This window comes from bacterium (assembly GCA_017744355.1).
Classification (GTDB): Bacteria; Cyanobacteriota; Sericytochromatia; order S15B-MN24; family UBA4093; genus JAGIBK01.
On sequence record JAGIBK010000002.1, the window covers coordinates 451,814 to 477,363 of the forward strand.

The 25,550-nt window shown below is 63.0% G+C and carries 25 protein-coding genes and 2 pseudogenes; 19 read left to right on the forward strand and 8 right to left on the reverse strand.

Going from position 1 to position 25,550, the window contains the following annotated elements; all coding sequences use genetic code 11:
• Nucleotides 1–184: 184 nt before the first annotated feature.
• Together J7643_07655 and J7643_07660 are read right to left on the reverse strand one after the other, a co-directional pair.
• Nucleotides 185–661, reverse strand: coding sequence for a hypothetical protein (locus tag J7643_07655; protein ID MBO9540450.1), 477 nt, complete (start codon nt 659–661; stop codon nt 185–187).
• Nucleotides 595–1,569 (reverse strand): DUF559 domain-containing protein, encoded by a 975-nt coding sequence (locus J7643_07660; GenBank protein ID MBO9540451.1) that lies wholly within the window; start codon nt 1,567–1,569, stop codon nt 595–597. The genes J7643_07655 and J7643_07660 overlap by 67 nt, the downstream gene beginning before the upstream one ends.
• Before the next feature lie 125 nt (nt 1,570–1,694).
• Between J7643_07660 and J7643_07665 the strand changes: the two genes are divergently transcribed.
• The 8 genes and pseudogenes from J7643_07665 (at nt 1,695) to J7643_07700 (ending at nt 9,687) form a co-directional block, all read left to right on the forward strand.
• A complete protein-coding gene (locus J7643_07665; protein ID MBO9540452.1) occupies nt 1,695–1,898 on the forward strand; it encodes a hypothetical protein in 204 nt (67 codons plus the stop codon).
• A gap of 104 nt (nt 1,899–2,002) precedes the next feature.
• On the forward strand, nt 2,003–2,338 hold the full coding sequence (locus J7643_07670; GenBank protein MBO9540453.1) for a hypothetical protein: 336 nt from the start codon (nt 2,003–2,005) through the stop codon (nt 2,336–2,338).
• A 372-nt stretch (nt 2,339–2,710) separates the two neighbouring features.
• Complete coding sequence (locus J7643_07675; GenBank protein ID MBO9540454.1) at nt 2,711–3,022, forward strand: NHLP leader peptide family RiPP precursor; 312 nt, start codon at nt 2,711–2,713, stop codon at nt 3,020–3,022.
• 332 nt (nt 3,023–3,354) lie between these two features.
• On the forward strand, nt 3,355–4,269 hold the full coding sequence (gene bla / locus J7643_07680) for a class A beta-lactamase (GenBank protein ID MBO9540455.1): 915 nt from the start codon (nt 3,355–3,357) through the stop codon (nt 4,267–4,269).
• 1,786 nt (nt 4,270–6,055) lie between these two features.
• Nucleotides 6,056–6,145 (forward strand): annotated as a pseudogene (locus J7643_07685) (energy transducer TonB).
• Nucleotides 6,146–6,760: 615 nt separating this feature from the next.
• A complete protein-coding gene (locus tag J7643_07690) occupies nt 6,761–7,360 on the forward strand; it encodes a hypothetical protein (protein ID MBO9540456.1) in 600 nt (199 codons plus the stop codon).
• 12 nt (nt 7,361–7,372) lie between these two features.
• The gene (locus J7643_07695) at nt 7,373–9,079 is read left to right on the forward strand and encodes a hypothetical protein (protein ID MBO9540457.1); all 1,707 of its coding nucleotides are present in this window, start codon (nt 7,373–7,375) and stop codon (nt 9,077–9,079) included.
• A gap of 20 nt (nt 9,080–9,099) precedes the next feature.
• Nucleotides 9,100–9,687 (forward strand): hypothetical protein, encoded by a 588-nt coding sequence (locus J7643_07700; GenBank protein ID MBO9540458.1) that lies wholly within the window; start codon nt 9,100–9,102, stop codon nt 9,685–9,687.
• A gap of 133 nt (nt 9,688–9,820) precedes the next feature.
• On the opposite strand, the gene J7643_07705 is transcribed toward J7643_07700, so the two are convergent.
• On the reverse strand, nt 9,821–10,411 hold the full coding sequence (locus J7643_07705; protein MBO9540459.1) for a GrpB family protein: 591 nt from the start codon (nt 10,409–10,411) through the stop codon (nt 9,821–9,823).
• Between the two features lie 242 nt (nt 10,412–10,653).
• Between J7643_07705 and J7643_07710 the strand changes: the two genes are divergently transcribed.
• The 4 genes from J7643_07710 to J7643_07725 all read left to right on the forward strand — a co-directional run bounded on the left by J7643_07710 (nt 10,654) and on the right by J7643_07725 (nt 14,274).
• Nucleotides 10,654–10,854, forward strand: coding sequence for a CsbD family protein (locus tag J7643_07710; protein MBO9540460.1), 201 nt, complete (start codon nt 10,654–10,656; stop codon nt 10,852–10,854).
• Nucleotides 10,855–10,982: 128 nt separating this feature from the next.
• A complete protein-coding gene (locus J7643_07715) occupies nt 10,983–13,415 on the forward strand; it encodes a prolyl oligopeptidase family serine peptidase (GenBank protein MBO9540461.1) in 2,433 nt (810 codons plus the stop codon).
• Nucleotides 13,416–13,461: 46 nt separating this feature from the next.
• Nucleotides 13,462–13,860, forward strand: coding sequence for a VOC family protein (locus J7643_07720; protein MBO9540462.1), 399 nt, complete (start codon nt 13,462–13,464; stop codon nt 13,858–13,860).
• A gap of 60 nt (nt 13,861–13,920) precedes the next feature.
• Complete coding sequence (locus tag J7643_07725; protein MBO9540463.1) at nt 13,921–14,274, forward strand: VOC family protein; 354 nt, start codon at nt 13,921–13,923, stop codon at nt 14,272–14,274.
• Nucleotides 14,275–14,368: 94 nt separating this feature from the next.
• Here J7643_07725 and J7643_07730 read toward each other — a convergent pair whose 3' ends face one another.
• Nucleotides 14,369–14,833 (reverse strand): DUF5069 domain-containing protein, encoded by a 465-nt coding sequence (locus tag J7643_07730; GenBank protein ID MBO9540464.1) that lies wholly within the window; start codon nt 14,831–14,833, stop codon nt 14,369–14,371.
• Nucleotides 14,834–15,077: 244 nt separating this feature from the next.
• Between J7643_07730 and J7643_07735 the strand changes: the two genes are divergently transcribed.
• Complete coding sequence (locus tag J7643_07735) at nt 15,078–16,463, forward strand: MFS transporter (GenBank protein MBO9540465.1); 1,386 nt, start codon at nt 15,078–15,080, stop codon at nt 16,461–16,463.
• Between the two features lie 115 nt (nt 16,464–16,578).
• Nucleotides 16,579–17,067 (forward strand): hypothetical protein, encoded by a 489-nt coding sequence (locus J7643_07740; GenBank protein ID MBO9540466.1) that lies wholly within the window; start codon nt 16,579–16,581, stop codon nt 17,065–17,067.
• 12 nt (nt 17,068–17,079) lie between these two features.
• On the opposite strand, the gene J7643_07745 is transcribed toward J7643_07740, so the two are convergent.
• Nucleotides 17,080–18,009 carry an aromatic ring-hydroxylating dioxygenase subunit alpha gene (locus J7643_07745; protein ID MBO9540467.1) on the reverse strand — a complete coding sequence of 310 codons (930 nt, stop codon included), beginning with the start codon at nt 18,007–18,009 and terminating at the stop codon, nt 17,080–17,082.
• A gap of 9 nt (nt 18,010–18,018) precedes the next feature.
• Complete coding sequence (locus J7643_07750; GenBank protein MBO9540468.1) at nt 18,019–19,386, reverse strand: TIGR01777 family oxidoreductase; 1,368 nt, start codon at nt 19,384–19,386, stop codon at nt 18,019–18,021.
• Between the two features lie 124 nt (nt 19,387–19,510).
• Here J7643_07750 and J7643_07755 point away from each other — a divergent pair, with 124 nt between their 5' ends.
• Nucleotides 19,511–20,410 (forward strand): MerR family transcriptional regulator, encoded by a 900-nt coding sequence (locus tag J7643_07755; GenBank protein MBO9540469.1) that lies wholly within the window; start codon nt 19,511–19,513, stop codon nt 20,408–20,410.
• Nucleotides 20,411–20,495: 85 nt separating this feature from the next.
• Nucleotides 20,496–21,530, forward strand: coding sequence for a ChbG/HpnK family deacetylase (locus tag J7643_07760; GenBank protein MBO9540470.1), 1,035 nt, complete (start codon nt 20,496–20,498; stop codon nt 21,528–21,530).
• A gap of 15 nt (nt 21,531–21,545) precedes the next feature.
• On the opposite strand, the gene J7643_07765 is transcribed toward J7643_07760, so the two are convergent.
• Nucleotides 21,546–22,181, reverse strand: a complete 636-nt coding sequence (locus J7643_07765) for an NAD(P)H-binding protein (protein MBO9540471.1) — start codon at nt 22,179–22,181, stop codon at nt 21,546–21,548.
• A 95-nt stretch (nt 22,182–22,276) separates the two neighbouring features.
• Nucleotides 22,277–22,975: an iron-sulfur cluster repair di-iron protein gene (gene ric / locus J7643_07770; protein MBO9540472.1), complete on the reverse strand. Its 699-nt coding sequence runs from the start codon at nt 22,973–22,975 to the stop codon at nt 22,277–22,279.
• A gap of 168 nt (nt 22,976–23,143) precedes the next feature.
• Between ric and J7643_07775 the strand changes: the two genes are divergently transcribed.
• The 3 genes and pseudogenes from J7643_07775 to J7643_07785 all read left to right on the forward strand — a co-directional run bounded on the left by J7643_07775 (nt 23,144) and on the right by J7643_07785 (nt 25,543).
• Entirely contained in the window at nt 23,144–24,337 is a 1,194-nt protein-coding gene (locus J7643_07775; GenBank protein MBO9540473.1) for a tetratricopeptide repeat protein, read from the forward strand.
• 105 nt (nt 24,338–24,442) lie between these two features.
• Nucleotides 24,443–24,850, forward strand: a pseudogene (locus tag J7643_07780) (M23 family metallopeptidase).
• 315 nt (nt 24,851–25,165) lie between these two features.
• Nucleotides 25,166–25,543: a lytic transglycosylase domain-containing protein gene (locus J7643_07785; GenBank protein MBO9540474.1), complete on the forward strand. Its 378-nt coding sequence runs from the start codon at nt 25,166–25,168 to the stop codon at nt 25,541–25,543.
• Nucleotides 25,544–25,550 lie beyond the last annotated feature (7 nt).

The window sequence follows — 25,550 nt, forward strand, 5'->3', positions numbered from 1 at the left end:
AGAAAACCCGCCGGGTGTGCATCCGGCGGGCTTCAGCTCAGAGAGGTGGTGTGTGGTTGATGGGGTTATCTTGCCATGGGGTGATGATGGACACCGTTGCTCTGAGCACTATCGAAGGGTGAGCTTCCTATCGCTTGCTTGAGTGCTTATTTTGGACGGAATCGCCAAAAATTAGAGAGTTTCTCTAAACAACAATGATTCCATCTGGCGAGCCTGAAATCGTGTAGCACTCATAGTACTCGTTGTCATCAAATATCTGTAGTTTTGCCCCATTTGAGAATGTAAGTTCCAAATTCCCTTTTCCGGATTTCTCAACTTTGGAAATTGCGTGACCCAGAAGAACTGAAACCATTGAAGAGGAAATATATTCTTCCGCCGACAGCTCATAAATAACTTCGGGTGAAGGTAGGTAATTAAATCCGCTTTCAATCGAGACACAGACGTTCTCATTAAAGCGGAGCTGCAAGTTGAATTGTCCGATACAAACTTGGCTCAGCTCTTTGTGAAGCAAAAAGTCGAGATCTATAGAGTCATTTAATCCATACATATGCAATACAGACCTGCAGCTAAAAGTGGGATCGGCGGATAGTGAGCCTACTTTCCATGCGCTGCCTTTTGCGCAGTTCGGAATTCGGCGTTCTGGAGCTTGCCCCGCCACCATTGCTCGAACTCCAACTCTTGCTCGTTGGCATACTTGGCGAAGAAGTACAGGAGCGCGACAATCTCGCGTGCGGCTTTCTCCGTATTGCCAGGCGTCTTGAGGAAATTGTGATTGAGGCGGCGGGTAAACCAGCCACGATCCGTTAGCACCTTGTCCCGGTTGATGTCCTTCTGGCGCCGAGTGGTGTGAGAGGGGTCATCGATCTCGATGTTGTACTTGATGCGCCGCTCGGGCCAGAGGATGGCTATATCGAGCACGTAGTTTTTCGAGTCGCCGTTCTCCCACTTCTTCCACCCAAGCTCCGTCAGCTCGTACTGATGAATGAGGAAGGGGCGGCCACGATTGGCGACGCTCACTTCTTGCCGGATACCGAGTTTCCGCAACTCGTCGATCACCTCGGCTTCGAAGCGCCCGACCTTGGACTTGTCCGAGAGCGTCACGTGCTTCCCGTAGAAATCCACATAAGGGAGGCGGGTGATCGCAGCCTTGAAGATCTCGTCTCGATAGAGATCGGGATTGGCCTCGAATGCACCGAACAACTCCTTCTCATGGGAGTACCGTTGCTTCCGCAGGCGTGGGAAATGGAAGAGCACTGGCACGATCATGACTGCGAAACAAACGAATACAAGCAACGATGAGAGCAGGAGGCTTTTCGGGCGAATGAGAAGCCACTCAACCAGCGACATTCCTAGCCCCAAGGCAACGAAGTAGGGCCAGATGTGCAAGGCCAGCGACTTGCCGCTAATGAATTTAGGTGCCGGGGTTTTGCCGGATACCGCATCCTGAATGACTTTGGGGCAGTCCGAATAGGCGGGGAGGGCCGCATTGGGCTTGAAGAAGACACGAAGCGTCTGAAGGTCTTTCAGGCGAGTGGACGTATCGACGACCAGTTCTCCAGACCAACCCATTGCATCCTCCCGCTTATCAACAACTGAAGGTCACATACCCGCCAGAAAGATGATTGAATAGTACCCTTCGGGAGAACGAGTATTTCATTCTCTTACTCTCTGCTCAGGGAGGATAGTTGTCTCACTTGATCGACCTGGGCTACTCGAATCCAGACCTGATGGTGGCCGAGGCGCTTGCGATGGTGCGTCTGCACGGGTGTTTAGTTGATGATGAATCCTTCGAAATGGGCTATCGAGTAGCTTTTGCACTAGCGATAAACGTGGTGAAACCCGATAGAATGCACCACAAAATAGAGATTGACCGTATAGAGGCCGAAATGGCCGGGTAGGAAATTCTCAGGTGCATTCTAGCGTCCCGAAGCAGCTTGCTATGCGCATTGATTTGCGGGAGAATATTGCTAACACTGTTTTCAAACACATTAGGAGGAACTTGATGCCTCGTACTGCTAAAGCTGCAACTGCCACCAAGAACGGCAAATCGAAGATCGCTGGGAAGGTGAAGACCACGGAAGCCAAGCGTACCCGTCGTTCACCTTACGATCTGGTGCAAGAACTGCGCGCCAAGCGCGATGACCTCATAGAGAAGATGACGGGACAGCTTGCCAAGCTGGACGAGCGGATCGCCAAACTAGAAGAGAAGCACGAACACAAGATTCGCGTCTCTGAGTTACTCCATAGCACCACTCCCGAAGAGCTTGAAAAGCAGATGGAAGAGATGAAGAAGCAGCAGACTCTTCTCCGTAAGGCTCTCAAGCAGTCGAAGAAGTAATCAGGCATATTTAAGATTAGAGCCTCCTGGTCTCTATGTATTAAAACTCCTCTGAACCCACCGATACGCTTGCGCCACTTCCCTGCTATCAAGGGGGATGAAGTGCGGCCCTCACCGGCTTTCACCTGGACGAGAGATCGTCTCTCTGGTGGGAGCGCGCTTCGAACGGAAGCAAGTTCGGTTGCAGAGGTAGCCCAGTGACACTTCTCACCAGCGACGCGTGATAGGGAACCGTCAGGACTGCGCCAGGTCAACCTATAATGAATCCAGCCAAGTTCTGCACTCATAGGCAATGGCGCATCCGTTCATCGGGTGCCTCGCTTCACTGCCTCTCGCCGTTTCGCCGCAAGACAGAAAGGAATCGCAGCCTTTATGCAGGAAGTAACCCGTAGCCAGCTTGAGGCCCAACTGATCGCCAAGGCCTGGGAGGACGAGGCCTTCAAGCACGAATTGATGTCCTCGCCTCGGACCGTGATCGCACGGGAACTGGGTATCTCGCTCCCCGAGGGCCTCAACGTCCAGGTCTTCGACGAAAGCAACAATTCGCTTGTCCTGGTCATCCCCCGCAACCCCAACGCCGAGGAACTCTCTGATCTGGAGCTCGAGGCCGTGGCTGGCGGCAAGGGACAGCCCTTTAGGCCTTCGCAATCCGAGCCGTTCAGAACCAGACCTATGGGTGCCTGATCCAAGCAATCAGTAAATAAGGTGAACGTCTGAATGGGGTTGGAGATGCTTCCAGCCCCATCGAACTACGCTCGGCGCGGCGAACGGGTACCTCTGTAGCAGCGACGTGATACCCCCGTCCCGGACCCATGAGTTCATCTTTAAAAACCACGAAGCCCCCCATCCCTTGATGGGGGGCTTCGTGTCAGGTGGCGCCGATCTGATCAGACGCTCGGTTTTGCTACGGGATACTTAGGCTGCTTTGCCATTGAGGGCGCCAGTTGATCACGCTGAGATTGCCTGCCATGATGACCAGCGCTCTAGTGGGGCTCTAGGAGGTAAAGAACACACCGATGCTTGATCGATCTTCTTCGAAGAAAGTCGTTTCCAAGGCGCCCTGGGGCTACCGTGCGCGTAGACGGTGGCAATTACTTGTCGCGGTTGCCCTAGCTCTGATCCCGACTCCGGCTGCTTGGGCCGACTCGGCATTCGATACAAGCATCGCCAAGATTGAGACCCGCCTGAAGGGGCGGGTGGGGGTCTTCGCCATGAGAGGCCCCGCGAAGCTAGGCTACCGATCTGGCGAACGATTTGCCTACTGCTCTACCTTCAAGTGGGTACTGGCGGCGGCCGTTCTCAAAGGTGTTGATGGGGGAGAGTTAGACCTCACTCGTGTGGTGCCCTACAAGAAAGAGGACCTGCTCGCCTACAGCCCCGTTACTGGGAAACACGTTCAGGATGGGGGAATGGGCATTGGTGATCTTTGCGCTGCAACTATCATCACCAGTGACAACACAGCCGCAAACCTCCTGTATCCACTCGTGGGAGGGCCTACTGGGCTGCAAGATTTCGTCCGCAGCATGAACGATCCAATCACGCGGTTTGATCGAATGGAGCCGGAGTTGAATAGCAACCTTCGTGGCGATCCACGCGATACGACCACGCCTGAGGCAATGACCCGCCTACTTCAGAATGTCCTGGAGTCGGAGAGACTCTCGAAGGCTTCTCGAAACCAACTCCTCTCCTGGATGAAGGCCACCGTAACCGGGCATGGTCGAATTCGTGCCGCCGTTCCCCAGGGCTGGGTGATTGGCAACAAGACGGGTACGGGCAATCGGGGGGCTGTGAATGACGTGGCTATCATCCTCCCGCCGAAGGGGGAGCCAATCTACCTGTCAGTTTTCACAGATGACGACCGGAGCGACCTTAAGGCTCATGAGGAAGCCATCGCCGAGATAGCGAAACAAGTCCTGGAAGCCCTTCCCTAGGGGCCACTTGGTCCAAGCACTCATCACTCTCCTGCCACCTGGCTACGTTGATTTAGCGAGTCAAGACCCGCCGCTGACATCGTAGAGGTCACTACTTCGAATCCAGTTGTGCGCAACAGAAACCTGGCCACGTGTCGAGGGTCTGTTTTTTAACGAGGCCTTGCAGACCAGCTCGCACCAACGGAGGTTATTATCCGAAATGTCGCTCATTAAGTGTTTTAAATGCGAAGGCGATATTTCGGATTCATCGAATGCTTGCTTATGGTGTGGAGAGAAAACGCCGAGAGGCCGGGATTTTGAAAAATATAAGGCTCGAAAGCACCAGGCCACTCTGCTGCTCTTCTTGGGGAACTTTATCGCTTTGGGTTTTGTTGAGAAAAGAGGTTATCCACCAGCCTTCTTACGGCACTTTTATCCCTTATTTGAGGGGCGTCCAGAATTACGTGAACTTGTTCTACTCTTGGCAAGATGCGGTTGGTATTTTGGGCTTCTGGTTAGTTTCGCAGGGTTTGTAGCTGTTGTTGCCTTATCGCTAGGATTCCATCGCTCACGATAAATTTTTGTTATCCGCAGGGTGTTGTTGGTAGGTTGAGGCACTCAGCAATTTGGTAGTAGAGAGCATTATTTGAATCCAGTTTGCCCACCAGAGGGTTTGTGATAAATTATCGCCACTGGCGCCATTGGTTCATTCTCGACTTTGGGTACTGCCTCAAATTCGCAGGAAAGCTCAATTGGGACAGGGGGCTATGCAATGTATCAGGTCGATTCTTCAAGATAGATATCCCCGCACCCCGCTAAAGAGAGGGGCTAGCCCCTCTTGAGTGCGTAGAAGGCGAACGCTTAAAATTGCCTGCGGCTCTTCCGTATGGCAGCGAGCGATCTCGAAAAATGAGACTGGCGGCGTGAGAGCGCCTTGCTCACCGGCTCGTAGGAAGGGCGTTAGCGCTAGAGAAGCATTTCCGGCGCGCCAAAGCACCTGAATACGAGGTTATCAATGAAGCGCATGATCCTCCAGGCCGTCTTGGCCAGCTCGCTCGTCGGGGCGATCGCCCTGCCGGCCATCGCCCTCTCCCCACTGGAGCTGACCCCGCTCAACTCGGGCTGGACCGCCGGTTCGCTGCGGATCGCTCCGATGCACCTGGATCGCTCGGGGGAGGCGGAGCTCTCGTTGCGGCCGTCCTTCGACCAGTTCGCCATGATGCAGGGACCGAGCACGGCTCTCAGCCTCCAGCTTCGCGCGCTCGACAGCGTCCTGCTTTATGCGGATTACGGCAAGCTGACGCAGCTGGGCCTTCGCGGACCGCTCCCTTCCCTGGGCGACGTCGGGTTGGGCTGGGACGCCTCCCTGCGCCATGACACCTACATGCTGAGCCAGACGGGAGCGCAGGTGCTGGTGCCCTTCACGCAGCTGGACGCAGTGGGCTGGGGCGGTGATTTCCGGCTCAACGGCAAGTCCGCGCTGGGCGGCATGAACGTCTACTACGGCCCCTTGATCTCGGTGATGAGCAACCGCTGGGGCGTGGGCCTGGAGGCGGGTGTCGAATACGATCTGGCTGGCTGGGTCTTGGGCGCCAATGCCGGGGCACGCTATCACTTCGGCTTGAAGGACGCGCCCGCGTACTCGTACGTCATGCAGCCCTTCGAGGACGTTTTCGGCCTGGGCGTGCGCAAGGCGCTGACGGATACCCTGGAGGCGAACGTCGCTTTCCAGTGGCAGCCTGACAACGTCTACGGTATGTGGAACCGCTCGTACACGGCGGGCGTTTCCTGGCGGATGGCACAGAAGGCCAGCAAGCCCGCCCCCGCTCCGACTCCGGCTCCTACCCCCGTGCCGACGCCTTCCCCGATGGCCACTCCCACTCCGGTGAAGGCCCCGGTGAAGCGGACCTTGATGCTCGGCGGTCGGGTCTACTCGTCGCTGGGTGCGATCCAAGGGCCGGTCACCGTCCGCTTGAAGCGTCGCGCTCCTGGCGAAACGGGCTTCGTGACGATCCCCGAGACCCTGCGGGCAAAGGCCGACGGGACGTTCCTTTTCACCGATCTTCCCAAGGGCGAGTACCAGGTCTTCTTCAAGGACGAGTCGGGGGATCCGACGCTGGTGGATTACGCGCTGGCGGATGCCACGGCTCCCGGCTACGAGGGGGCGGTTCCCCAGGTGGAGCTGGACGTGGCCTGGCGTGGCATCGACGCGCAGGCGGAAGGCCCCCTCGTGCGGGTCAACTGGTCGGCGAAGCCCGGCTTGACGGCGGCGGTGTACCAGGGGCTGGTGCGCGGTAGCGTCGCGGGTTCGCCCGTGGACTTCACCAACTTCCCGGAGACGCCTGCCGACGTGACGAGCGGCCGGTTCGGCGTGACCTCCGGCATGGAGCGGGCCGATTCGCTCTACGTGGTGATCAAGTACTGGAAACCTGGGAATTCGTTTGCCGGCTCGGGCTACTACGGTCAGTCGAAGCCCATCCTTCCCAAGCGTGCCCAGTAAGGAGAGCAAAGCATGCGTAACCTGATAGGTGTCATGACGGCGGCCACCCTCTTGGCCGGCTGCACCGCGTATTCCCCCTTCGATTCGCTCCAGACCTCGGGCGCTCTCTTGACCACCGAGGGAAAAGTGACCGTGAAGGCCAGCTTTGTGCCGGGCGGCTACACGTTCCCAGTTGCCGCTCCTGTGGTGTACCGCACGGCGGCGGTCGTACCCAACCTGACCAAGTCGCAGGTCGACCACCTCAAGGTCAGCCTCTTCAGCGTGGAGGGCGAGACCGAGACGCCCCTCAAGGACGCGAACGGTGCGCCGCTGGTCAAGACCGTTTCGGCGAGCGATCTCGAATCGGGCCTGGTGGTCGGCGGGCTGACGATCGGCAAGTCCTACCGCCTCAAAGCGACGGCGTACCGGACCGCGGAGGAGTCGAGCCCGATCTCTTCCGAAGTCGTGGTGCTATTCAAGCTGGACAAGCTGAAGCCCTCGGCCGAATTGAACATCCAGCTCATGGACGTTCCTTTCAACGGGCAAATCTCGCCGCAAATCGAGATCACTCCCAGCGGGGAGCTCGGTCATCAGGGGCCGATCGTGATCGAAGCGGAGATGCAGGTAGGATAGCGAGGAGATCCCATGCGTAAGTTCACTTTCAGCCTCACGTTATCGCTCGGGATCGCCCTCGTGGGTTGTGCGACCCTGGCGCCTCTCACCCCTGCTCCCGAGGCCGTCTCTCCCCAGGTCCTGCCGGCCTTCGAGCCGGGCGATCTGGTGCTGCGTCTGCGGATGGGCGATTCGCGGATCGTGCAGACCATCACCGGCGATCCGGTCGCGGTCTATGACGCGAACGACGTCGACAAGCTGGTCATCACGGGGTTCGTCAAGGTGGGGGATGCCTTCGTTCCGATGAACGTCTCGGGCAAGCCCACCACCGAGAACGCGACCGACCGGCTCAAACTGGAGACCACAGGTGATCGGCGGTACTTTGTCCTGAAGAACCTGCCTGCGGAGCAGACGTACGGCTTCCAGGCCCGGGCCTTCGACGCCCAGGGCAAACAGATCTCGAAGGACGCCGACAGCATCACGCCGGTGACGTTCGTTCGACACACCTACGTGGAAACGGCGGATATCCCGCTTCGCCTGGTGGACAAGCCCTTCGTGGCCACGGCCAAGGCCCAGCTCAGCTTTCCGGACGGGCTGGACCAGACCGATCGCGTGGTGGTCACGCTCTTCAAGAAGGGTCCCCTGGAGGTGAAGGTGGCGGGCCCGTTCGTGATTTTCGCCGCCGAGCTCCAGAACACCCGCACGCTGTTGCTGGGCGGGTTGGCTCCTGAGACCACCTACGTCCTCAAGGCCGAGGCGCGGGCTGCCAACGATGAGGTGCTGGCCTCCGCCTCCAACGAGTGGAAGGTTGAGAACGACCGGAATCTCGGCACGAAGACGCTGGCGCTCAGCTTCGAGACCCAGGTCACCACCATTTCGGGGGGAAGTGACGGTTTCAACGTCGTCAATGTTCCCTTGGCCCAGGCCAGGTATATCGCGCCATACGGCATGACGCTGGGAGACGATGGAGCCGTGTATGTGGCGGATCAGTACAACAGCGCGATCCGTCGTCTCGACCTCAATGGGAACGTGACGACCTGGGCGGGCATTCCCTACCCTGAGGCGATGACCCGCGATGCCAGCGGGAATCTCTACGCTACGAGTGGCGCCACGTTTAAGGTCTACAAGATCACCGGTCAGGACACCTACACCACGTATGCCGGAAACGGGTCGGGCAGCGGTCTCGATGCGCTTACCAACTCACTTCCCGGGGTTTGCGTGGATCCTCAGAACCAACTCTACGTCACGGGCTGGGACACGCTCTGGAAGTACACGGCGCCGGGGCAGCGGACGACCGGATCGTTTGGGCGACTTGAAGGCCTGCACTCGGATTCCCAGGGGAACATCTACGCCGGCGATGTCAGTAGACACATCATTATCAAGATCGCTTCCGAGAGCGTGGCACCAGTGACGGTCGCGGGAAGCGGAGCGGGGGGCATCGAGGACGGCCCCGTGTTGACGGCGAAATTGTCCAGGCCCAGGTCCCTCGCGCTTTCGGGCGATACCCTGTACTTCACGGACGATGGGTATATCCGCCAGCTCAAGGGCGGACGGGTTAAGACCCTTGCGGGTGGTCCGGCGAATAACGGGGGGACCTTCCGTGATGGCAAGGGTTCCGAGGCGAGATTCGGCATGTTCTTGGGTGGCCTCGTGGTCTTGCCGGACGGAAACCTCGTGGTCTCCGATATGGACAACAGGCGCATTCGCAAGATCGTCCTCCCTAACTCACCTAAAAACTAGCGGATCGCAAGGAGTTCAACGTGAAGAAACATCTATCCCTTCTCACTTCGAGCCTCCTGCTGCTAGCGGGATGCGCTGCGGGGCCTCAGGTTGCCAGGACCGGTTCGGGCGCAATGCTGGTCCTCACTCCTGAGGTGGTCTCGGGCGGTTATCAGACGCAAGACGTGCCCTCGATCGAGCCGTTCACCGCCGCAGACGTCAAGAGCCTGGTGGTGAAGCTCTACACGGTGACGGACGGCGTCGAGACGCCAGTCACCGAGAACGGTCAGCAGGTGTCCCGCGGGCTCACCAGCGAGCGCCTCGGCGACCCGGTCGTCTTCAGCAAGCTCAAGCCTCATACCACCTATCGCGCCAAGTGCGAGGCCTACGGCTTCGATATCCGGTATCCGGAACCTGAGGTGATCACCATGACGCTCCTCAGCACGAATGATGCCAATTCGTACACCGACATCGTCGTGACCGATGACGATCGCCCGACGGTAGGCAAGCTCAAGGTACGTCTCAAGGCGCGCTTGTTCAGCGGCCAGACCGACTTCGACGTCACCATCGGAGCTGGTGGCCTGTTTCCCGGAGCTTCGGAGTCCCTGGCGCTCGAGCCTCTGGATTAGCCTTCCTGCCTTCTGTAGAGCAAATAAAGGCGATCCTGTACCAAAGATTGGTACAGGGTCGCCTTTACTATGTAGTGAGCCTTGCCAGCTTTCTAGAGCGACCGAAAGGTGATGGTTTCGCGGTAAAAACCGCTTAAATGAGTCCGGCTTCTTGGAATAATCGATGGTAGATCTCTCGCACCACGGGCTCTTTTCGCTTGTTGTAATCCATCACCACTTCGACATTATCGAGAGACGATTGTTTCGCTTGTTCATACAACGCGCGGTCTTCGGGGTGAGTTCGTAGCCAATCGCGAAACATGAGGTGGCGGATGCTCTCCGGGCAATCTGGGCCAAAAACATGGAGATTGACGCGGGGACCATTCAATCGAAGGCAACGATGCTGATGCCAGCTTGGCTCACGAATGTACAGGTCAAAACCCAGCGATTCCAGGGCGGGGACATAAGCGGCTTCGTCGGTGGGATCAGGCACCGTGAGATCGATGTCGATCACTGGCTTTGCGGCGAGGCCTGGCACAGCGGTTGAGCCGATGTGTTCGAGCTGGAGAACTGTTGCGCCGAGTGCCGCCTTAATTTGCTCGGCGATCGCCAGATAGCGTTCGGGCCAAGCCCGATCGTATGGAACGACTTCGATGTTTTCTGGTTGTGGCTTGCCATGAACCCAGGGATTTTCGTTTGGGTCCGAATCGTAATCCCGAACGATGTCCTTTGCTTGCACTTTCACGTTTCATCTCCTCCGGATCGCTGGCTTCAAACGCATCAGGCTCAAGTAGATTGTAGTCTGAGCCCTTTAAAGCTTGTCCACCCCAGCTCGATAGGCCCTTGGTGAAAGCTCAGGGGGTTTCCGAATCAAAGAAGCTATCAATCTCCTTTCAAGCGCCGGATGGGATGGCCGTAGCTCTTGCTTGTTGAACTAATCTGAGGATGTGACAAAATGTTAAGAGTGGCATAGCAAGGGAGGACAAGATGGCTGGCGAAACGGACCGCTTGAAGGGTAAGGGCAAGGAGCTAAAGGGCGATACTCAAGAATTTGTCGGCGAAATGACGGGCGATCGCTCGTTGGAGCGCAAAGGCAAGCTCGAGCAAATGAAGGGCAAGGCCCAGCAGGCCTGGGGAGACGTCAAGGAAAAGGCCGAAGATATCAAGCGCGATATTCAAGATAGGTAGCGCTCAATTCACCTGTAAAGGGGAGCCTCCGGCATCCGGAGGCTCCCCTTTACAGGTGGAAAGGTGCTTACAAGCCGAGGCGGGGTAAGATGTTACCTATCGACGATTGATTCCCGGAGGACGTTCACTTGTTATCCAAAGTTCGCCCTTTCGCTCTTTGTTGCCTGATCCTCGCCTTCGCCACACCGGCGCTCGCCCAGGTCCCCACCTACCAGCTACCGGCGCCGGAGCTTGCGCGCATCGTGGACGCTCCGCTTCCGCCCAGTATCAGCATCGGCCCGGATAACCGCACCCTGCTGCTCATGGAGCGGCGATCGCTGCCGAGCATCCTTGAGGTCAGCCAGCCCGAGCTCAAGCTCGCAGGTCTTGCCGTCAACCCGAAGACGAACGGCGAGTCCCGAGTGAACTACGTTTCGGGACTCGCCTTCCAGGCGTTGCCCGACGGCAAGGCTCGCAAGGTCACGGGCCTGCCCAAGGAGCCTCAGATTTCCCACGTCGCCTGGTCGCCCGATGGTAAGAAGCTGGCCTTCACCCTCACCCGCGATGCCGGTATCGAGCTTTGGGTGGCGGACGTCGCGACGGCTCGGGCCCAGCGCCACGGAGTCCTTCGCCTCAACGCGGCGGTGGGGATGCCGTTTGCTTGGCTCTCTGATAGCCAAAGCATCCTCTGCCGAGCCGTTCCGGAAAAGCGCGGCGCGGCCCCCAAGGAGCCGGAGGCCCCCGTCGGCCCGATCGTGCAGGAGAACATGGGCGAGAAGGCCCCTGCCCGCACCTATCCGAACTTGCTCAAGGGGCCGTACGATGAGGCCCTCTTCGAGCACTACCTGACGTCTCAGCTGCTCGTGCTCGATGCAACCGGTCGCGCGAAGCCTCTCGGCCAGCCCGGGCTGATGATGGGCGCGCGCCCCTCGCCGGACGGCAAGTACGTGCTCGTCGAGACGGTCCATCGCCCCTACTCCTACCTCGTGCCGCTGGATCGCTTCCCGACTCGGGCCGAGGTCTGGGATCGCGCAGGGCGGCTCGTCCGGCGCGTGGCGGATTTGCCGCTTGCTGAGACCGTACCGATCTCCTTCGACGCCGTCCGCAAGGGACCGCGTGCTCTGGCGTGGCGTCCGGATGCCGATGCTTGCCTCTACTGGGCCGAGGCCCAGGACGGCGGCGATCCGGCCCAGCCGGCACCCGTGCGGGATCGCGTGCTCATGCTCAAGGCGCCCTTCAAGGGTGAGCCGACCCCGTTGGTCGATCTGGCTTACCGCTTCTCGGGAGCCGAGTGGGCGAACGGTCGCCTCGCCTTGGTCTGGGAGCAATGGCGCAAGACGCGCCAGGAGCGCACCTGGGTGCTCTCGCCCGATACCACCGCGGTGCCTCGGAAGCTCTTCGAGCGCTCCTCCGAGGATCGCTACGGCGATCCGGGCAGCCCCATTCGCCAGCGCACGGCGCGCGGCACTTTCGTCATGACCGCCTCTGCCGATGGCAAGAGCCTGCTCTTCAGCGGAGCGGGGGCTTCGCCGAGCGGCAACAAACCCTTCCTGGATCGGCTCGACCTCGAGACCGGCCGCAAGGAGCGTCTCTGGGAGTCCCAGGCGCCCACCTACGCGGTGGTGGCGCATGTTTTCGACGCTTCGGGCAAGCGCCTGCTGATCCGTCGAGAGTCCCCCAGCGAGCCGCCCAACTACGTCCTGCGCGACGGGGCGCAGGAGCATGCGATCACGCACTTCGCCCATCCCACGCCCGAACTGGCCGGCGTCCGAAAGGAACTCATCACCTACAAGCGTGCGGACGGGCTGCCCTTGAGCGGGACCCTCTACTTGCCGTCGAACTACGATCCTGCCAAGCAAGGGCCCCTGCCCATGGTGATGTGGGCTTACCCTCGCGAGTTCAAGAGCGCCGATGCGGCAGGACAGCTCGACCGCTCGCCGTACATGTTCGATCGGATCGCGTACAACTCGCCCCTGGTCTGGCTGGCGCGCGGGTATGCCGTGCTGGACGATCCCAAGCTGCCCATCCTCGGTCAGGGGGAAAACGAGCCCAACGATACCTACGTCGAGCAACTGGTCGCCGGTGCCAAGGCTGCGGTGGACGAGGTCGTGCGGCGCGGGGTGGCGGATCCCCGTCGGATCGCGATTGGCGGCCACTCTTACGGGGCGTTCATGACGGCCAACTTGCTGGCCCACTCGGACCTCTTCGCCGCCGGCATCGCCCGCAGCGGGGCCTATAACCGCACGCTGACGCCCTTCGGCTTCCAGTCCGAAGAACGCACCCTCTGGGAGGCGCCCGACACCTACTTCAAGATGTCGCCCTTCGTGAACGCCAACCGCATCAACGAGCCGCTGCTCTTGATTCACGGCGCGGCCGACTCCAACCCCGGCACCTTCCCCATGCAGAGCGAGCGGTTCTACCAGGCCCTCAAGGGCCTCGGTGCGACGACCCGGCTGGTGCTCCTCCCGCACGAGGAGCATAGCTACCGGGCACGTGAATCCATCCTGCACATGCTCTACGAGACGGATCGTTGGCTCGATCGGTACGTGAAGCATCGCCCAGCTGATACGCCGCGTCGCTGAGCCTCGACAAGGGCGATTGTCACGCGTCAAAAAAAAGGAGGAACCATTGTCAGAGACCACTGCCCCGATCGGGATTTCGCACGTCGGCTTCATCGCCATCAATGTGCGCGACGTCGAGAAGGCCATCGCCTTCTACGGTGAGACGCTCGGCTTCAAAAAGACCACGGATGCCACGATGGGCCCCATGCGCTGGGTCGAGTTCACGCCCCCCGGCAACGCCACGCGCGTGACGCTCCTCAGCGAGGGGAATCCCGCCTTCGAACCCGAGCGGGTCGGCGCCATGATCGCGGCGACCTTCGAGGTCAACGGCTTCGAGGCCACCTGTGCGCAGCTCAAGCAGCGGGGTGTCACCTTCGGGGTGGAGCCGCGGAAGGAGCCGTGGGGTTGGTGGGCTGAGATCCTGGATCCGGACGGCAATACCTTGGGCTTGCACGCCGAGGCGTAAGACTTACCAGCACGATTCGCTGCACATTCAACCGACCTCATCAGACAGAAAGGAAGCCCCATGCCCGTTACGCAGATTGCGTTCGTGATGTACCCCGTTACCGATATGGCGCGCGCCGTGGCCTTTTATCGCGACGTGCTCGGCCTGAAGCCTGAGGGCCTCGCCTCGGAGACCTGGGTGGAGTTCGAGGTCGGCAAAGGCACCTTCGGGGTGGGAAACTTCGAGCAGGTCGGAAAACCCGGCACGGCTCAGTCCTTGTCGCTCGAGGTGGACGATATGGAGGCCTTCCGGGCGATGCTGGCCGAGCGCGGCGTCAAGGCGAGCGAGGCTTTCGAAACGCCGATCTGCTGGATCTCGATGGTGAGCGACCCGGACGGCAACCAGATCTGGCTGCACCAGGCAAAGCACGCCTAAATCGCCAACCAAGACGTCCCTGCCCGCCGAAGCGGGCAGGGACGCAACATCGCGCCAGCGGCTGTCGCTATTGCGCCTTGAGAGGGGAGCGGATTTAGACGGGGATCCGCTTCTCCTCGATGTCGTAGATGTCGAACCAGCGATAGATCCGCTGCCAGCTCTGGGGCGGCAGGTTCTCTTGGACATAGTCCTCCATGTGGAGGACGAGCCGATCGTCTAGCTCGCTGAGCCGCTTTTCGCGCCAGCCGTTGCTCCAGCGCACGATGTCGATCCGATCCCGCTTGACGGCCACCTCCTGGATCCAGTCGGCGACCTCGTCGTCGGAGGCGCCGGTGGCGACGAACGCCTTGAAGGCCTCGGCCGATATGCCCGCGAAGTCGAGAAAGAGGCGGCTGAGCGGGCAATCGTAATGATACTCGCCCTGCCATCCGGCAATCTCCGCGCGGCACTTGTCCAGGGCGCGGGCTGCGATCGCGTAATCCGCAAGCGGCTCGGCTGGACTACGGGGGAAATCCGTTCGCAGGTCCTTGGCTAAGCGCTTCACTTGATCTAGGTTCATCGTGGTGGCGGCCATGGCGCTGACCCTCCTTTGCGCATCATCGGGCGATTTTCACGTCTGTCGCGAAGGTTATGCCGGTTCCGGCACCAAGTCAAACTGAGCCCATCGTCCTCATCACCCGCTTGCCGCGTGGCAAGCGGGTATCAGACGACCCTTGCGCGAGGGGCGTGGTAAAAATCCGGCGACTCTCCACGTGGTCTTCCGCGAGGCCCCGGCCGAGAATGGGGGGACGGGAGTGGGTGCGATGGCCACGCGCAAACCTACGGGCCACGGAAAATGGTGGGTGCTCTTTTCTGTCGGCATCAGCACCTTCATGTCGGCGCTCGATGGGAGCGTCGTGAACACGATCCTGCCCGTGGTGAGCCGCACCTACCAGAGCCCCATTGCTCAGGTCGAGTGGGCGGTGACGATTTACCTCCTGGTCATCAGCGCGCTGTTGCTCGGTTTCGGACGGCTCGGTGACCTGCTCGGGCACAAACCCATTTACCTGACGGGCTGCACCTGCTTCGTGATCGGCTCGGCGCTGTGCGGCGCTTCGCCATCACTCCATTGGCTGGTGTTGTTTCGAGCGCTGCAAGCGATCGGGGCCGCCATGCTCTTTGCAAACTCGCCGGCCATCTTGACCTTGAGCTTCCCGGAGCATGAGCGGGGGCGTGCCTTGGGGCTTCAGGCCACCATGACCTATCTGGGGCTGAGCGTGGGGCCCGCCCTGGGCGGATGGCTCACGGACCAGTTCAGCTGGCGCGCCGTCTTCTACATCAACGTGCCGGTGGGGGCGCTGGCCTTGCTCTTCGGCTTCCACTTCATTCCGCGCCCGCGGCCCGTTGCGCAGATGCCGCGCTTCGATTGGCTCGGCGCGATCGCCTTCGCGGTCGGCCTCTGCGCCTTGCTGCTCAGCTTCAACCGAGGCCCCACCCTGGGCTGGAGCTCACCTCTCACCTTGGGCCTGTTCGCCGTGGCCTTCGTCGTGCTCGGGCTCTTTTTGGCCATCGAGCATGCCTGCAAGGATCCCATGTTGAAGCTCACGCTCTTCCACGATCGGCAATTCGCAGCGGCGAGCGCCAGTGCCGTCTTCAACTACATCGCCGTCTCGGGGACGCTTTTCCTGCTGCCCTTCTACCTGATCCAGGGGCGCAGCTTCAGCCCGGAGCATGCGGGGCTCATCCTCACCACGCAGTCCCTCACGATGGCGCTCGTCGCGCCCCTGAGCGGCGCCCTCTCCGACCGTATCGGCACGCGTCTGCCCGCGGTCGTGGGGATGCTCCTCTTGGCGAGCGGCTTGTTCTTGCTGTCGCGCCTGGGCGCGACGACCCCGCAAGCGAACATCCTGGTGGGCTTGGCGGTGGTCGGCCTCGGGACGGGGATCTTCATCTCGCCCAACAACAGCAGCCTCATGGGGGCCGCCCCCAAGGCCGACCAGGGCCTTGCCGGCGGTGTGCTCGCCACTGCCCGGAACGTGGGGATGGTGCTCGGCGTCGGCCTGGCCGGGGCCGTCTTCTCCACGGTCCTCGGCACGCCCCAGGCCGCAAGCTCCAGTGTCGCCCTCTCTCGCGCCGTCGATGCCGGGTTATCGGTGCTCGCGGCGGTCGCTCTCTTGGGTTGCCTGACGTCCGCCATACGCCGGTCGTAGCACGGGGTACGCGCACGGGCGAGATGAGGCCAGGTGCCGAGTGCCCCATGGTCCCGGGACGCGAGTGATTGAACGCTTGTTGCCAGCTCCGCCGCCGATTCTTACACTCGGGCGCATGGACGAGGCAGAACGCAAACTCAACTGGTACGGCCTGCTCTTGCTCATTCCGGCGCTGGCCTTCCTCGGGGCGCTCGCGATGGACCTGACCTACGCCGTGACCCAAAACGGCGCCTGGTTCGGTATCGCGGGCTGGCTCATCGCCCTGGGGTTGGTGGGCGGGGTGCTCGCGGCCCTGCCCGGGCTCGATTACTTCGTCCACACCGTGCCCCGCACGACGTCGGCCGCGAGCAAGCTCGCCACGGCCCACATGGCACTCAGCGTGGCAGTCTTGGTGCTCTTTGGGCTGAACCTCGCCTTGCGCCAGTATGGCGCGAGTACCGCCTGGGCGCGCTGGCTCGCCGTCTACCTGACGGTGTTCGGGAACCTGGAGATGGGGGTCTCACTGGTGCTCGCCCTGCGCTTGCGCGCATACCACCGCAGCGCGCGCAAAAGCCGCCTGCACGTCACCATGAGCCCTTACGATCGGGTGCGCCCTCGCAAGTAGCGACGTCAGGGCTTACGAGCCGGGGCCCCCGTCCAAGACGCGGGCCAGCAGGCTGCGGTACGCTCGCGCGGCGCTGTCCGGCCGCATCAGCAGATCGCCACCCGGGCCGAAGGTGACGTATTTGGGCTCTTGGCTGGCGATGATTGTGCGGTCCTCGTCGAGGACCTTCCGGTTGTAGCGGTTGAAGAGGGGCGTCAGCAACCTGGAGCGCGCGAAGCGCCGCAGGCCGAGGATGTAGACCCGGGTCTCCGTCGCACCGACCGGGACGCCCCACATGTAGTGGATCATCTGTGCCGAGATCGTAAGCCGGTGGACGTTTGGCAGCCGGAACGTCAGCAGCCCGTCCTCGAGGTCGAACCCGTCCGGCAGCTCGGTCACCTTCGGCACGTGGGGGCTGCGTTTCTTGGCGAAGCGGCCGATGGTGCGGGCATGGACGTAGGGAAGGTGCACCATGTCGAGCATGTTCTCGGCGAAGCGCGTGAAATTGGTGTCCCATCGATCCTCGATGAGGCCGTAGGCCCAGCCGGGCTCGCGCAACTCGGGCGGGACCGGGTCGCCTTGGGGGACGGCGTCCGGGACCTGGGTCATGTACACCCAGACGAGGCCGCCCGCCTCGATGGTGTGGTAGCGGGGAATGCGCAGGTTCTGAAGAGTGGGGGCTGCCTCGCCGAGGGCAGGAATCTCGAGGCAGCGCCCCTCTTCGTCGAAGCGCCACCCATGGAACGGGCAGGTCACGCAGCCGTCGCGCACGTGACCGAGCGAGAGCGAGGCCCCCAGGTGGGGGCAGCGATCGCGGAGCGCCACGACGCCGCCCGCTTTGTTGCGGTAGAGGACCAGGCGCGTATCCAAGAGGGTGGCGGCAAAGGGCTTGTGGGCCTTGACCTGATGCGAGCGAGCGGCGATGTACCAGTGGTTCCAGAGGTAGTACGGCGGCGTCGGCATGGGGCCCTCCTAGCGACCGAGTTCGCTGCGTAGCGCTGCCTCGAGATCGGGATGGTGGAACTTGAAGCCGCTGGCTTCGAGCTTCGTGGGCTGCACCCGTGCGCCTTCGAGCAGCAAGGCGTCGCCCAGCTCGCCGAACACCAGCCGGACCACCGGGGCCGGCAGCGGGAAGAGGGTCGGTCGGCCGAGCACCTTCCCGAGGGTGCGGGTGAAGGCCGCGTTGGTCACGGGCTGGGGGGCGGTGGCGTTGACGGGGCCTTCGAGCGACTCGGTGAAGAGCGCATGGTGGAAGGCCCCGATGAGGTCGTCGAACCCGATCCAGCTCATCCACTGCCGGCCGCTGCCGATGACCCCGCCGACCCCCATGACGAAGGGCAGCAGCATCTGGGCGAGGGCGCCCCCACCGGGAGAGAGCACGATGCCGGTCCGCAGGTGGACGACCCGGATGCCCGCCTCTCGGGCGGGATCCGCGGCGGCTTCCCAGGCCTGGCAGACCTCGGACAAGAAGCCGGTGCCCGGTTTGCTGGCTTCGGTGAGCACCTCCTCGCCGCGATCGCCGTAGAAGCCGATCGCCGAGGCGCAGACCAGCACGCGGGGCGGCCGGCGCAGCTTGGCGAGGCCCTCGGCAAGCAATCGCGTCCCCTGGACGCGGCTGTCGCGGATCGCCGCCTTGCGCTCGGGCGTCCAGCGTCCGCCCGCGATGCTCTCGCCTGCCAGGTGGATCACCGCGTCGACCCCTTCGAGCTTGTCGAGGTCCAGCGCGCCTGTCGCCGGGTTCCAGTGGATCTCACGCTCGCCCGCCGTGCGCCGCACGAGGGGCCGGACGTCATGCCCGCCGCTCGTGAGGAAGGCTGCCAGCTGCGTGCTGACGAAGCCCGAGGCGCCCGTGATCGCGATCCGCTGGGGGCCCAGCTGCGCGAAGGCTTCGTGGCGCGCGAGGTCGTGGCGGGTGCGTTCGTGCCGGAAGCCGAACATGCGCGTCAGCTCGCGCGCGATGGTGGGACCCATGACGGTCTGTCCGAGACTGGCGAAAGGCACGCGGTACATGATCTCGTCCTTTAACACGCACCGGTGGTCGCCCTGCGGGGTGAAGGCATGCAGGTGATCCCACGCGGCGAAGGGGCCTTCAAGCTGGAGGTCGCGGAACTGGCGGTTCGCCTGGTAATCCCGGTGCTCGGCCACCCAGCGCCGCTTGATAAGACCGAGCGAGAGCTCCATGACCAGCCGATCGCCGTCTTGGATGCTGCCGTGGCGCTCGATGAGGCGTACCCGCATCCAGGGGGGGATCAGCCGCTCGAAAGCCCCCTTGCGGGCATGCCAGGCGAACGCGGTGGCTGTCGGAACCTCGAGCGTGGTGCTCGCTTCGAACCTGGGCATGACGCCTCCCTTTTCTCCACGTGCCCGGAGTCTAAAGATCGTGGACGGCGTTGTCAATATCTTGTCCATTACAAGCATTTGACAAGCGCTGCGCCCTCGGGTATGAAGGACCCAGGAGGCGCCCATGAAAGATCCCGGCAAGTACCAGATCAAGGCCGTTTGCCGCCTGACGGGGCTCAGCCCCGACGTCATCCGTGCCTGGGAGCGGCGGTATGCCGCGATCGCCCCGGTTCGCGCCGAACGCAACCTCCGCCTGTACAGCGAGGGCGACGTGGCGCGTCTCCTGTTGCTCAAGCAAGCGACGGCCGCAGGTCATGCCATTGGCCGGATCGCCTCCCTTTCGGACGCGGATCTCTCGGACCTCGTCGCCACCCCCGAGCCCCTGCCTGTCCAGCCTCAAGGCGTGCTCGCCCAGCGGATCATCGACGCGGTCGATCGGCTCGATTACCTGGCGGCCGATGAAGCGCTGGGGCATGCGGCTCTCGTCCTTCCCCCTGTTCAGCTGATTCACGAGGTCGTGCTGCCGCTCTTGGAGCACGTCGGGAGCCGGTGGTCGCACCGGTCGCTCGGGATTGCCGCCGAGCACCTGGCCACCTCGCTCTTGAGAAGCCTGCTCGGGACGATCCTGCGGACGCGGCATCTCGATCGCCGCCACGCCCCGGTCTTGCTCGGGACCCTGCCCGGTGAATTGCACGAGATGGGCCTGCTCGTGGTGGCCTTGATGGTCGCCTCTTGCGGGGTGCCCGTGTGCTACCTGGGGCCGAACCTGCCCCCATCCGAGCTCGCGCTTGCCGCCAAGCGGATCGGGGCCTTTGCCGTCGGGATCAGCCTCGTCACGCATCCCGACGACGCCCGCCTTTCCGCGCTCGAAACGCTGGCGGGCGCGCTGGAGCCCGGAACGAGGCTTTGGCTGGGAGGCCAGGGAATCTCCACGCTTCCCGCCCGTGCCCTGCCGCGCCAGGCGATCGTCCTGCCGACGCTCTTGGAGGTCGAACGGCACTTGAAGGTGGCAAGCCTCGGCTAGTAGGCCGGCAGGGCGCCTTTTGGCCCGCGCGTCTTCGATCGATTATACTGAGAAGGCATGCTCGTTAGTTTGTCCAGAGGTGTCTATGCGCACGAAATTCTGGCCTCTGCTTTCGATCGTCGCCTTGCTATCGGCGTGCCTTCCTCTCGTCCGCCAAGAACGCCTCATCCAGGCGGACCAAGGCCAGCCCGCGCCCCCTCGGGCCTTGATCGTGAACGCGGATGATCTGGGGATGAGCGACGGCGTCACGGCAGGCATCGTGCAGGCGTGGCGCGAGGGGGTGGTGACCTCCTCGTCGGCGCTGGTCAACGTCGAGGGGGCCGAGGCGCGGCTCGCCCAGGTCCGCCGAGAGCACCCGGGCCTGCCCATCGGCCTGCACCTGAACGTCACGACCGGCCGCCCCGTCTTGCCGCCGAGCGAGGTGCCCACCTTGGTCGATGCCCGCGGACAGTTCTATTCTCGCGACGCGCTCATGGAGCGCGCGCCGGATGTCTCGCTCATAGAGCTAAAGGCCGAGCTTCGCGCCCAGGGCGAGCGGCTGCGATCGCTCGGGGTGCGCTTCGATCACCTGGACTACCACGAAGGCATCATGTTCCTCTACACGCCCTTCTACGGGGTCGTGCGCGAGCTGGCCCGAGAGTGGAAGGTGCCCGTCCGGCATCCGGTCCCCGAGACGGTCTACGGGCGCGTTTCCTTTGCCGGCGGGGGCGGCAATTCCGGGATGATGTGGAGGATGATCGCCTTCGGCATCCTGCATCCCATCAAGGCCTGGCGCATGATGCCCTACATGACCCCGGACGCCTTCAAGCGGCAGGCGACCTTGCTGGTCGAAGAGGGCATCGCAAGTCCCGTCAGCTTCGTCGACGGCTTCTTCGGGGTGGCCAGCGTCGAGAACTTCGTGGGCATGCTGCCGCAGCTTCCGCCCGGGGTGAACGAGGTGGCCGTCCACCCCGGCTACGTGGACGAGCAACTGGAGCATTTGGGCGGCGGCTACGTCAGACAGCGGGAGATCGAGCTTGCCGTCGTGCGCGATCAAGGTGTGAGGCGGGCGATCGAGGCGCAAGGCGTTCGCTTGGTGGACTTCGCCGCTCTTCGGGCGCGGCCTTCGCGCCCTGATTGATTCGAGACGCCTGCCTCAGGGGGTGGGCGAGAGGATGCCGACGCGCTTGCGGGAGCAGGAAGCATCGGGCAGGGCGTCGATCATCCAGCGGGCCAGCGCCTCCATGCTCACCTTGAGGGGCCCTTCGGGCAGATAATCGGCCTGGACCGAGAGGAGTGCCTCGCGGTCGCCCTCCACCAGCTCCGGCGGGCAGACGAGGGTCCAGTCGAGCGCCGAGGCTTCGAGGTGCTCCCATGCCTTGAGGTGGGCCTGGGAACCGGCCCGAAACGCCTCGGGATACCCGGCGCGCTCGAAGCGCAGGCGCGAGGCGTCGAGCTGCAGGATTCCCGCAGAGGCGAGGGCCACGATGCGTTGGATCCCCGCCCCCTCCATGGCTGCGATCAGGTTCGCCATGCCAACGGACAGAAGATCCGGCGCCTCGGCCGCGCGGCGATGGCCGAGCGTCGAGATTACTGCGTCGTGGCCCTGCACCGCCTCGGCGAGGGCGGCCTGGTCCCGGACGTTCACGGACACGCGCTGCAGCCCGGGGTGCGCAAGGTCGATGGCTTCAGGCGAGCGCGACAGGATCGTGACCGTGTGGTTGCGGCTCAGCGCTTCCATGACGACGCGACGGCCCAGGCGGCCCGTTCCCCCGGTGACGATGAGGCGCATCGATGAGTCTCCGTTTCATGCGCAAAATGGGACGAACAGGACGGGGGCATCCCCGTCCTGTTCGTGAGCATAGCAGGTTCGCGCCGAAGCGTGCGTTATGCCTTCAGGGCTTCGAGCCTCGCGAGCGCCCGGGGGAAGAGGATGTTGTTCTCCTTGTGGATGTGGGTGAAGGTGTCGCTTTCGAGCTCGGCGAGCCCCGCGAAGAGCGCGCGGTAGGAGTTGCAGGCATCGTCGGGGGCCGTGAACCCGCCGCTCAGCTCGCGCATGCGCTCAAGGTCGTGGCCGGCGCCGTCGTGCTCGGCTTCCATCGCCCGGATGGGATGCTGGACGGGGAAGCCCGCGTCCCCGTGAGCCAGCCGAATGAGCGCCGGGAAGAGGATCTGCTCCTCTTTCACCAGGTGCTCGGCCATTTCGGCATGGAAAGCCTGGTAGACCTGGTTCAGCTCGACGAGCTCCGGGTGGCGATCGCCGTGGACGTTCGCGACCTTGAGCGAGAGCGCCGCCAGGCGCGGCATCGCCTCGTGCAGGTAGGCGTGGTGCGTCTCGACGAGGTGCTCGACGAGCGTGTCGAGCGGGGTGTCGGCCCAGTCGAGCTCGGGGGGGACGGCCTGGTCCATGGCCGCCTGGATCTCATCGAGCAAGGCCTGGGCGTCCAGCCCTTTCCTGGCGCAGACGGCCTGGACGCTGAGCTTGCCGCCGCAGCAGTAATCGATGCCGTGCGTTTCGAAGACTTTCGCCAGGAGGGGGTGGGCCGTCACGATCTGGCCGACGGGGGTTTCGAGAGTGGGAGTCATGCGGGGTCTCCTTCCGTGAGGCGGCGCGTGAGGGCCGTAGGTTGGCCCTGGTCGAGGCCAGCATATCCTCGCGATCGCACCCCCTCAATGAGATGCCTCATAAGTGGCTTTTGACGCTCCATTCGCCCGTGGGTATGATGGCCTGAACGACTGAGGAAGGGATTGCCCGTGGCCCAACAAGACGCCGTGCTCCTCGAAGCGAAGGCAGCGCTCGAAGCAGGAGACGATGTGCAGGCGGAAGCCCTGCTCGCGGGGCGAACCGATCGCCGTGCCACGCTCTTGCGGGCGAGTATCCGTTGCGGCCGTGGCGAGCACCTGGAGGCGGTGCGCCTCCTGAAGACCGTCATCGCCGAGAAAGAGACCGCCCAGGCCTACTATCGCCTCGGGATGTGCTGGGAGCACCTCGGCCAGTGGGACGGCGCCGAGAAGGCGCTGCGCCGGGCCGTCCTGCTCGATCCGCGTCACACCGACGCTTTCATCCGCCTCGGGACGGCCCTTTACCAGCTGGATCGCTCTCATGAGGCCATGCGGGCCTACGAGCAGGCGCTCGTGAACGATCCCAAGGCCCTGCTCGCGCGTTACCAGCTCGCGCAGCTCTGCACCGAGGCAGGGGACTTCAAGCGGGCGCTCACCCAGCTCCACGTGCTGCAAGGACTCAAGCCCGATTACGACCGCACCCGGCGCTTGCAAGCGGCCATCTTCCTCAAGCTCGGGGACCATCGCCAGGCCCTGGTCGAGCTCTGCTGGCTCGCGGAGAAGGGCCATGCGGATGCCTGGTGCTTCGGCGCCATGGGCCGGGCGTACCGGGCGATCGGCGAGAAGCTTCAAGCCCTCAGGGCCTACGAGTTCGCCCTGCGCCTGGAGCCTTCCCTGGACGAGGAGACGCTAGAGGCGGCCTCGCTCAACGAGGAGCTCGAGCAGTACGAGGCGGCACTCGCGCTCTATCGCGCCCTCGTGAGCGATCCCCAGTGGGGCGAGCGCGCGCGAGCGGCCGTCAAGCGCCTGGAGCGCCGCCTGGCCACTCTTGCCCCCGACGCGACGCCCACCGAGCTTGCGCCGTTCGAGGGCTTCGAGCCGCCCCCCACCCAGCAGCCCGAGACCAAGCCCCTGGGCAAGGCGCCCGGCCTTCGCACCGTGCCGCTTGCGCCTGCCGAGGAGCCCGACGTCGAGGAGGACCTGCTTGCGATCGTCAAGCGCAACCTCGGCGAGATCGCAGACGGGCGGCTGGATGCCGTGCGCAGGCTCGGCGAGGAGGTGCTTTCGCGCCTGCCCCTCGAAGGCTTGAAGCAACGCCTGCCCAAGGAGCTCGCCAGGCTCCAGGAGCTCAAGCAGCGCTTCCAGCGCCGCGAGGGCGATCGCTGAGGGTTGATTTAACGAAAGAAAAACAAACTCCAAACAGGGTATTAAGAAGCGAGCGGCTGGATGCGTGGATAACTCCCTGAGCGCGTTCGTCTCCAGGAGGTAGCCATGACCATTCGCCAACTCAACCATACCGGCTCGTTCGCCTGGCAGCAGGCCAAGCAGCGCCCTGCGATCGCTGATCCGGTCCCCAACTGGCGGCAGCACATCACCTCGCACCAGGGGCACCGCGCCAACCCGTTCAGCGGGCGCGGGGGCGAGTCCCACCTCGGCCTCGACGTGGCGGTCCCCCAGGGCACGCCCATCCAGGCGGCCAAACCGGGCAAGGTGGTCTTCGCCGGTGAGCAGGGCGGCTACGGCAACCTGGTCGTGCTCAAGCACGACGACGGGACCTTCACCAAGTACGCGCACCAGAGCAAGATCAACGTCACGGAGGGCCAGGACGTGCAGGCCGGGGACGTGATCGGGGCCGTCGGCAGCACCGGCCGCTCCACGGGCCCGCACCTTCACTTCGAGGTCCGCAAGGGATCGCCCGACGGCGAGGTCCTCGACCCTGTCGCCTACCTGGAAGGCGCCGAGAAGGTCACCGCCCACGCGCCCGAGGGTGGCTACAACCCGGCGGGCGACTCGCGCGGCGCCTCGACGGGCGGCGGCATCGCGAGCACCCTGGATCTGCCCTCAAGCGGTGGCGGCGCAAGCAGCTCAGGTGGTGTGTCGAGTGGCGGCGCCGTGGGCTCGCCCGGTTTCAGCGGCAACCTCGGCGGCATCAGCGCGGGCGGGCTCGACGGCCTGTGGGATCAGCTCGCCAAGTACGGCATCGACCAGGAGTGGATGCGCAAGCTACTCGAAGAGCTGGGCATCCCCGCCTCCGAGATGGAGAAGATGATGACCCTGGTCTTGGGGGTCATCAAACAGGAATCGGGCGGCAACCAGGGCGCGCGCTCGCCGGTCGGCGCGACCGGCCTCATGCAGCTGATGCCCGCGACCGCCCAGGGCCTCGGGGTCAACCCGAACGACCCCAAGGACAACGTGCGCGGCGGGGTCACCTACCTCATGCAGCAGCTCAAGGCCTTCGGCAACGACGTGCCCAAGGCGCTCGCCGCCTACAATGCCGGCCCCGGCAACGTGCAGAAGTACGGCGGGATCCCCCCCTTCGCCGAGACGCAGAAGTACGTGCAGAACATCACGCGGAGCGTCGGCCTGGCCTGAGACCCGC

What these genes read in the sequence shown, in the direction of transcription:
- J7643_07655 (MBO9540450.1), bottom strand. Translation starts at nt 661, where the DNA reads ATGGTGGCGGGGCAAGCTCCAGAACGCCGAATTCCGAACTGCGCAAAA.
- J7643_07660 (MBO9540451.1), bottom strand. Translation starts at nt 1,569, where the DNA reads ATGGGTTGGTCTGGAGAACTGGTCGTCGATACGTCCACTCGCCTGAAA.
- J7643_07670 (MBO9540453.1), top strand. Translation starts at nt 2,003, where the DNA reads ATGCCTCGTACTGCTAAAGCTGCAACTGCCACCAAGAACGGCAAATCG.
- J7643_07675 (MBO9540454.1), top strand. Translation starts at nt 2,711, where the DNA reads ATGCAGGAAGTAACCCGTAGCCAGCTTGAGGCCCAACTGATCGCCAAG.
- bla (MBO9540455.1), top strand. Translation starts at nt 3,355, where the DNA reads ATGCTTGATCGATCTTCTTCGAAGAAAGTCGTTTCCAAGGCGCCCTGG.
- J7643_07690 (MBO9540456.1), top strand. Translation starts at nt 6,761, where the DNA reads ATGCGTAACCTGATAGGTGTCATGACGGCGGCCACCCTCTTGGCCGGC.
- J7643_07695 (MBO9540457.1), top strand. Translation starts at nt 7,373, where the DNA reads ATGCGTAAGTTCACTTTCAGCCTCACGTTATCGCTCGGGATCGCCCTC.
- J7643_07710 (MBO9540460.1), top strand. Translation starts at nt 10,654, where the DNA reads ATGGCTGGCGAAACGGACCGCTTGAAGGGTAAGGGCAAGGAGCTAAAG.
- J7643_07725 (MBO9540463.1), top strand. Translation starts at nt 13,921, where the DNA reads ATGCCCGTTACGCAGATTGCGTTCGTGATGTACCCCGTTACCGATATG.
- J7643_07730 (MBO9540464.1), bottom strand. Translation starts at nt 14,833, where the DNA reads ATGAACCTAGATCAAGTGAAGCGCTTAGCCAAGGACCTGCGAACGGAT.
- J7643_07735 (MBO9540465.1), top strand. Translation starts at nt 15,078, where the DNA reads ATGGCCACGCGCAAACCTACGGGCCACGGAAAATGGTGGGTGCTCTTT.
- J7643_07740 (MBO9540466.1), top strand. Translation starts at nt 16,579, where the DNA reads ATGGACGAGGCAGAACGCAAACTCAACTGGTACGGCCTGCTCTTGCTC.
- J7643_07745 (MBO9540467.1), bottom strand. Translation starts at nt 18,009, where the DNA reads ATGCCGACGCCGCCGTACTACCTCTGGAACCACTGGTACATCGCCGCT.
- J7643_07750 (MBO9540468.1), bottom strand. Translation starts at nt 19,386, where the DNA reads ATGCCCAGGTTCGAAGCGAGCACCACGCTCGAGGTTCCGACAGCCACC.
- J7643_07755 (MBO9540469.1), top strand. Translation starts at nt 19,511, where the DNA reads ATGAAAGATCCCGGCAAGTACCAGATCAAGGCCGTTTGCCGCCTGACG.
- J7643_07760 (MBO9540470.1), top strand. Translation starts at nt 20,496, where the DNA reads ATGCGCACGAAATTCTGGCCTCTGCTTTCGATCGTCGCCTTGCTATCG.
- J7643_07765 (MBO9540471.1), bottom strand. Translation starts at nt 22,181, where the DNA reads ATGCGCCTCATCGTCACCGGGGGAACGGGCCGCCTGGGCCGTCGCGTC.
- ric (MBO9540472.1), bottom strand. Translation starts at nt 22,975, where the DNA reads ATGACTCCCACTCTCGAAACCCCCGTCGGCCAGATCGTGACGGCCCAC.
- J7643_07785 (MBO9540474.1), top strand. Translation starts at nt 25,166, where the DNA reads ATGCGCAAGCTACTCGAAGAGCTGGGCATCCCCGCCTCCGAGATGGAG.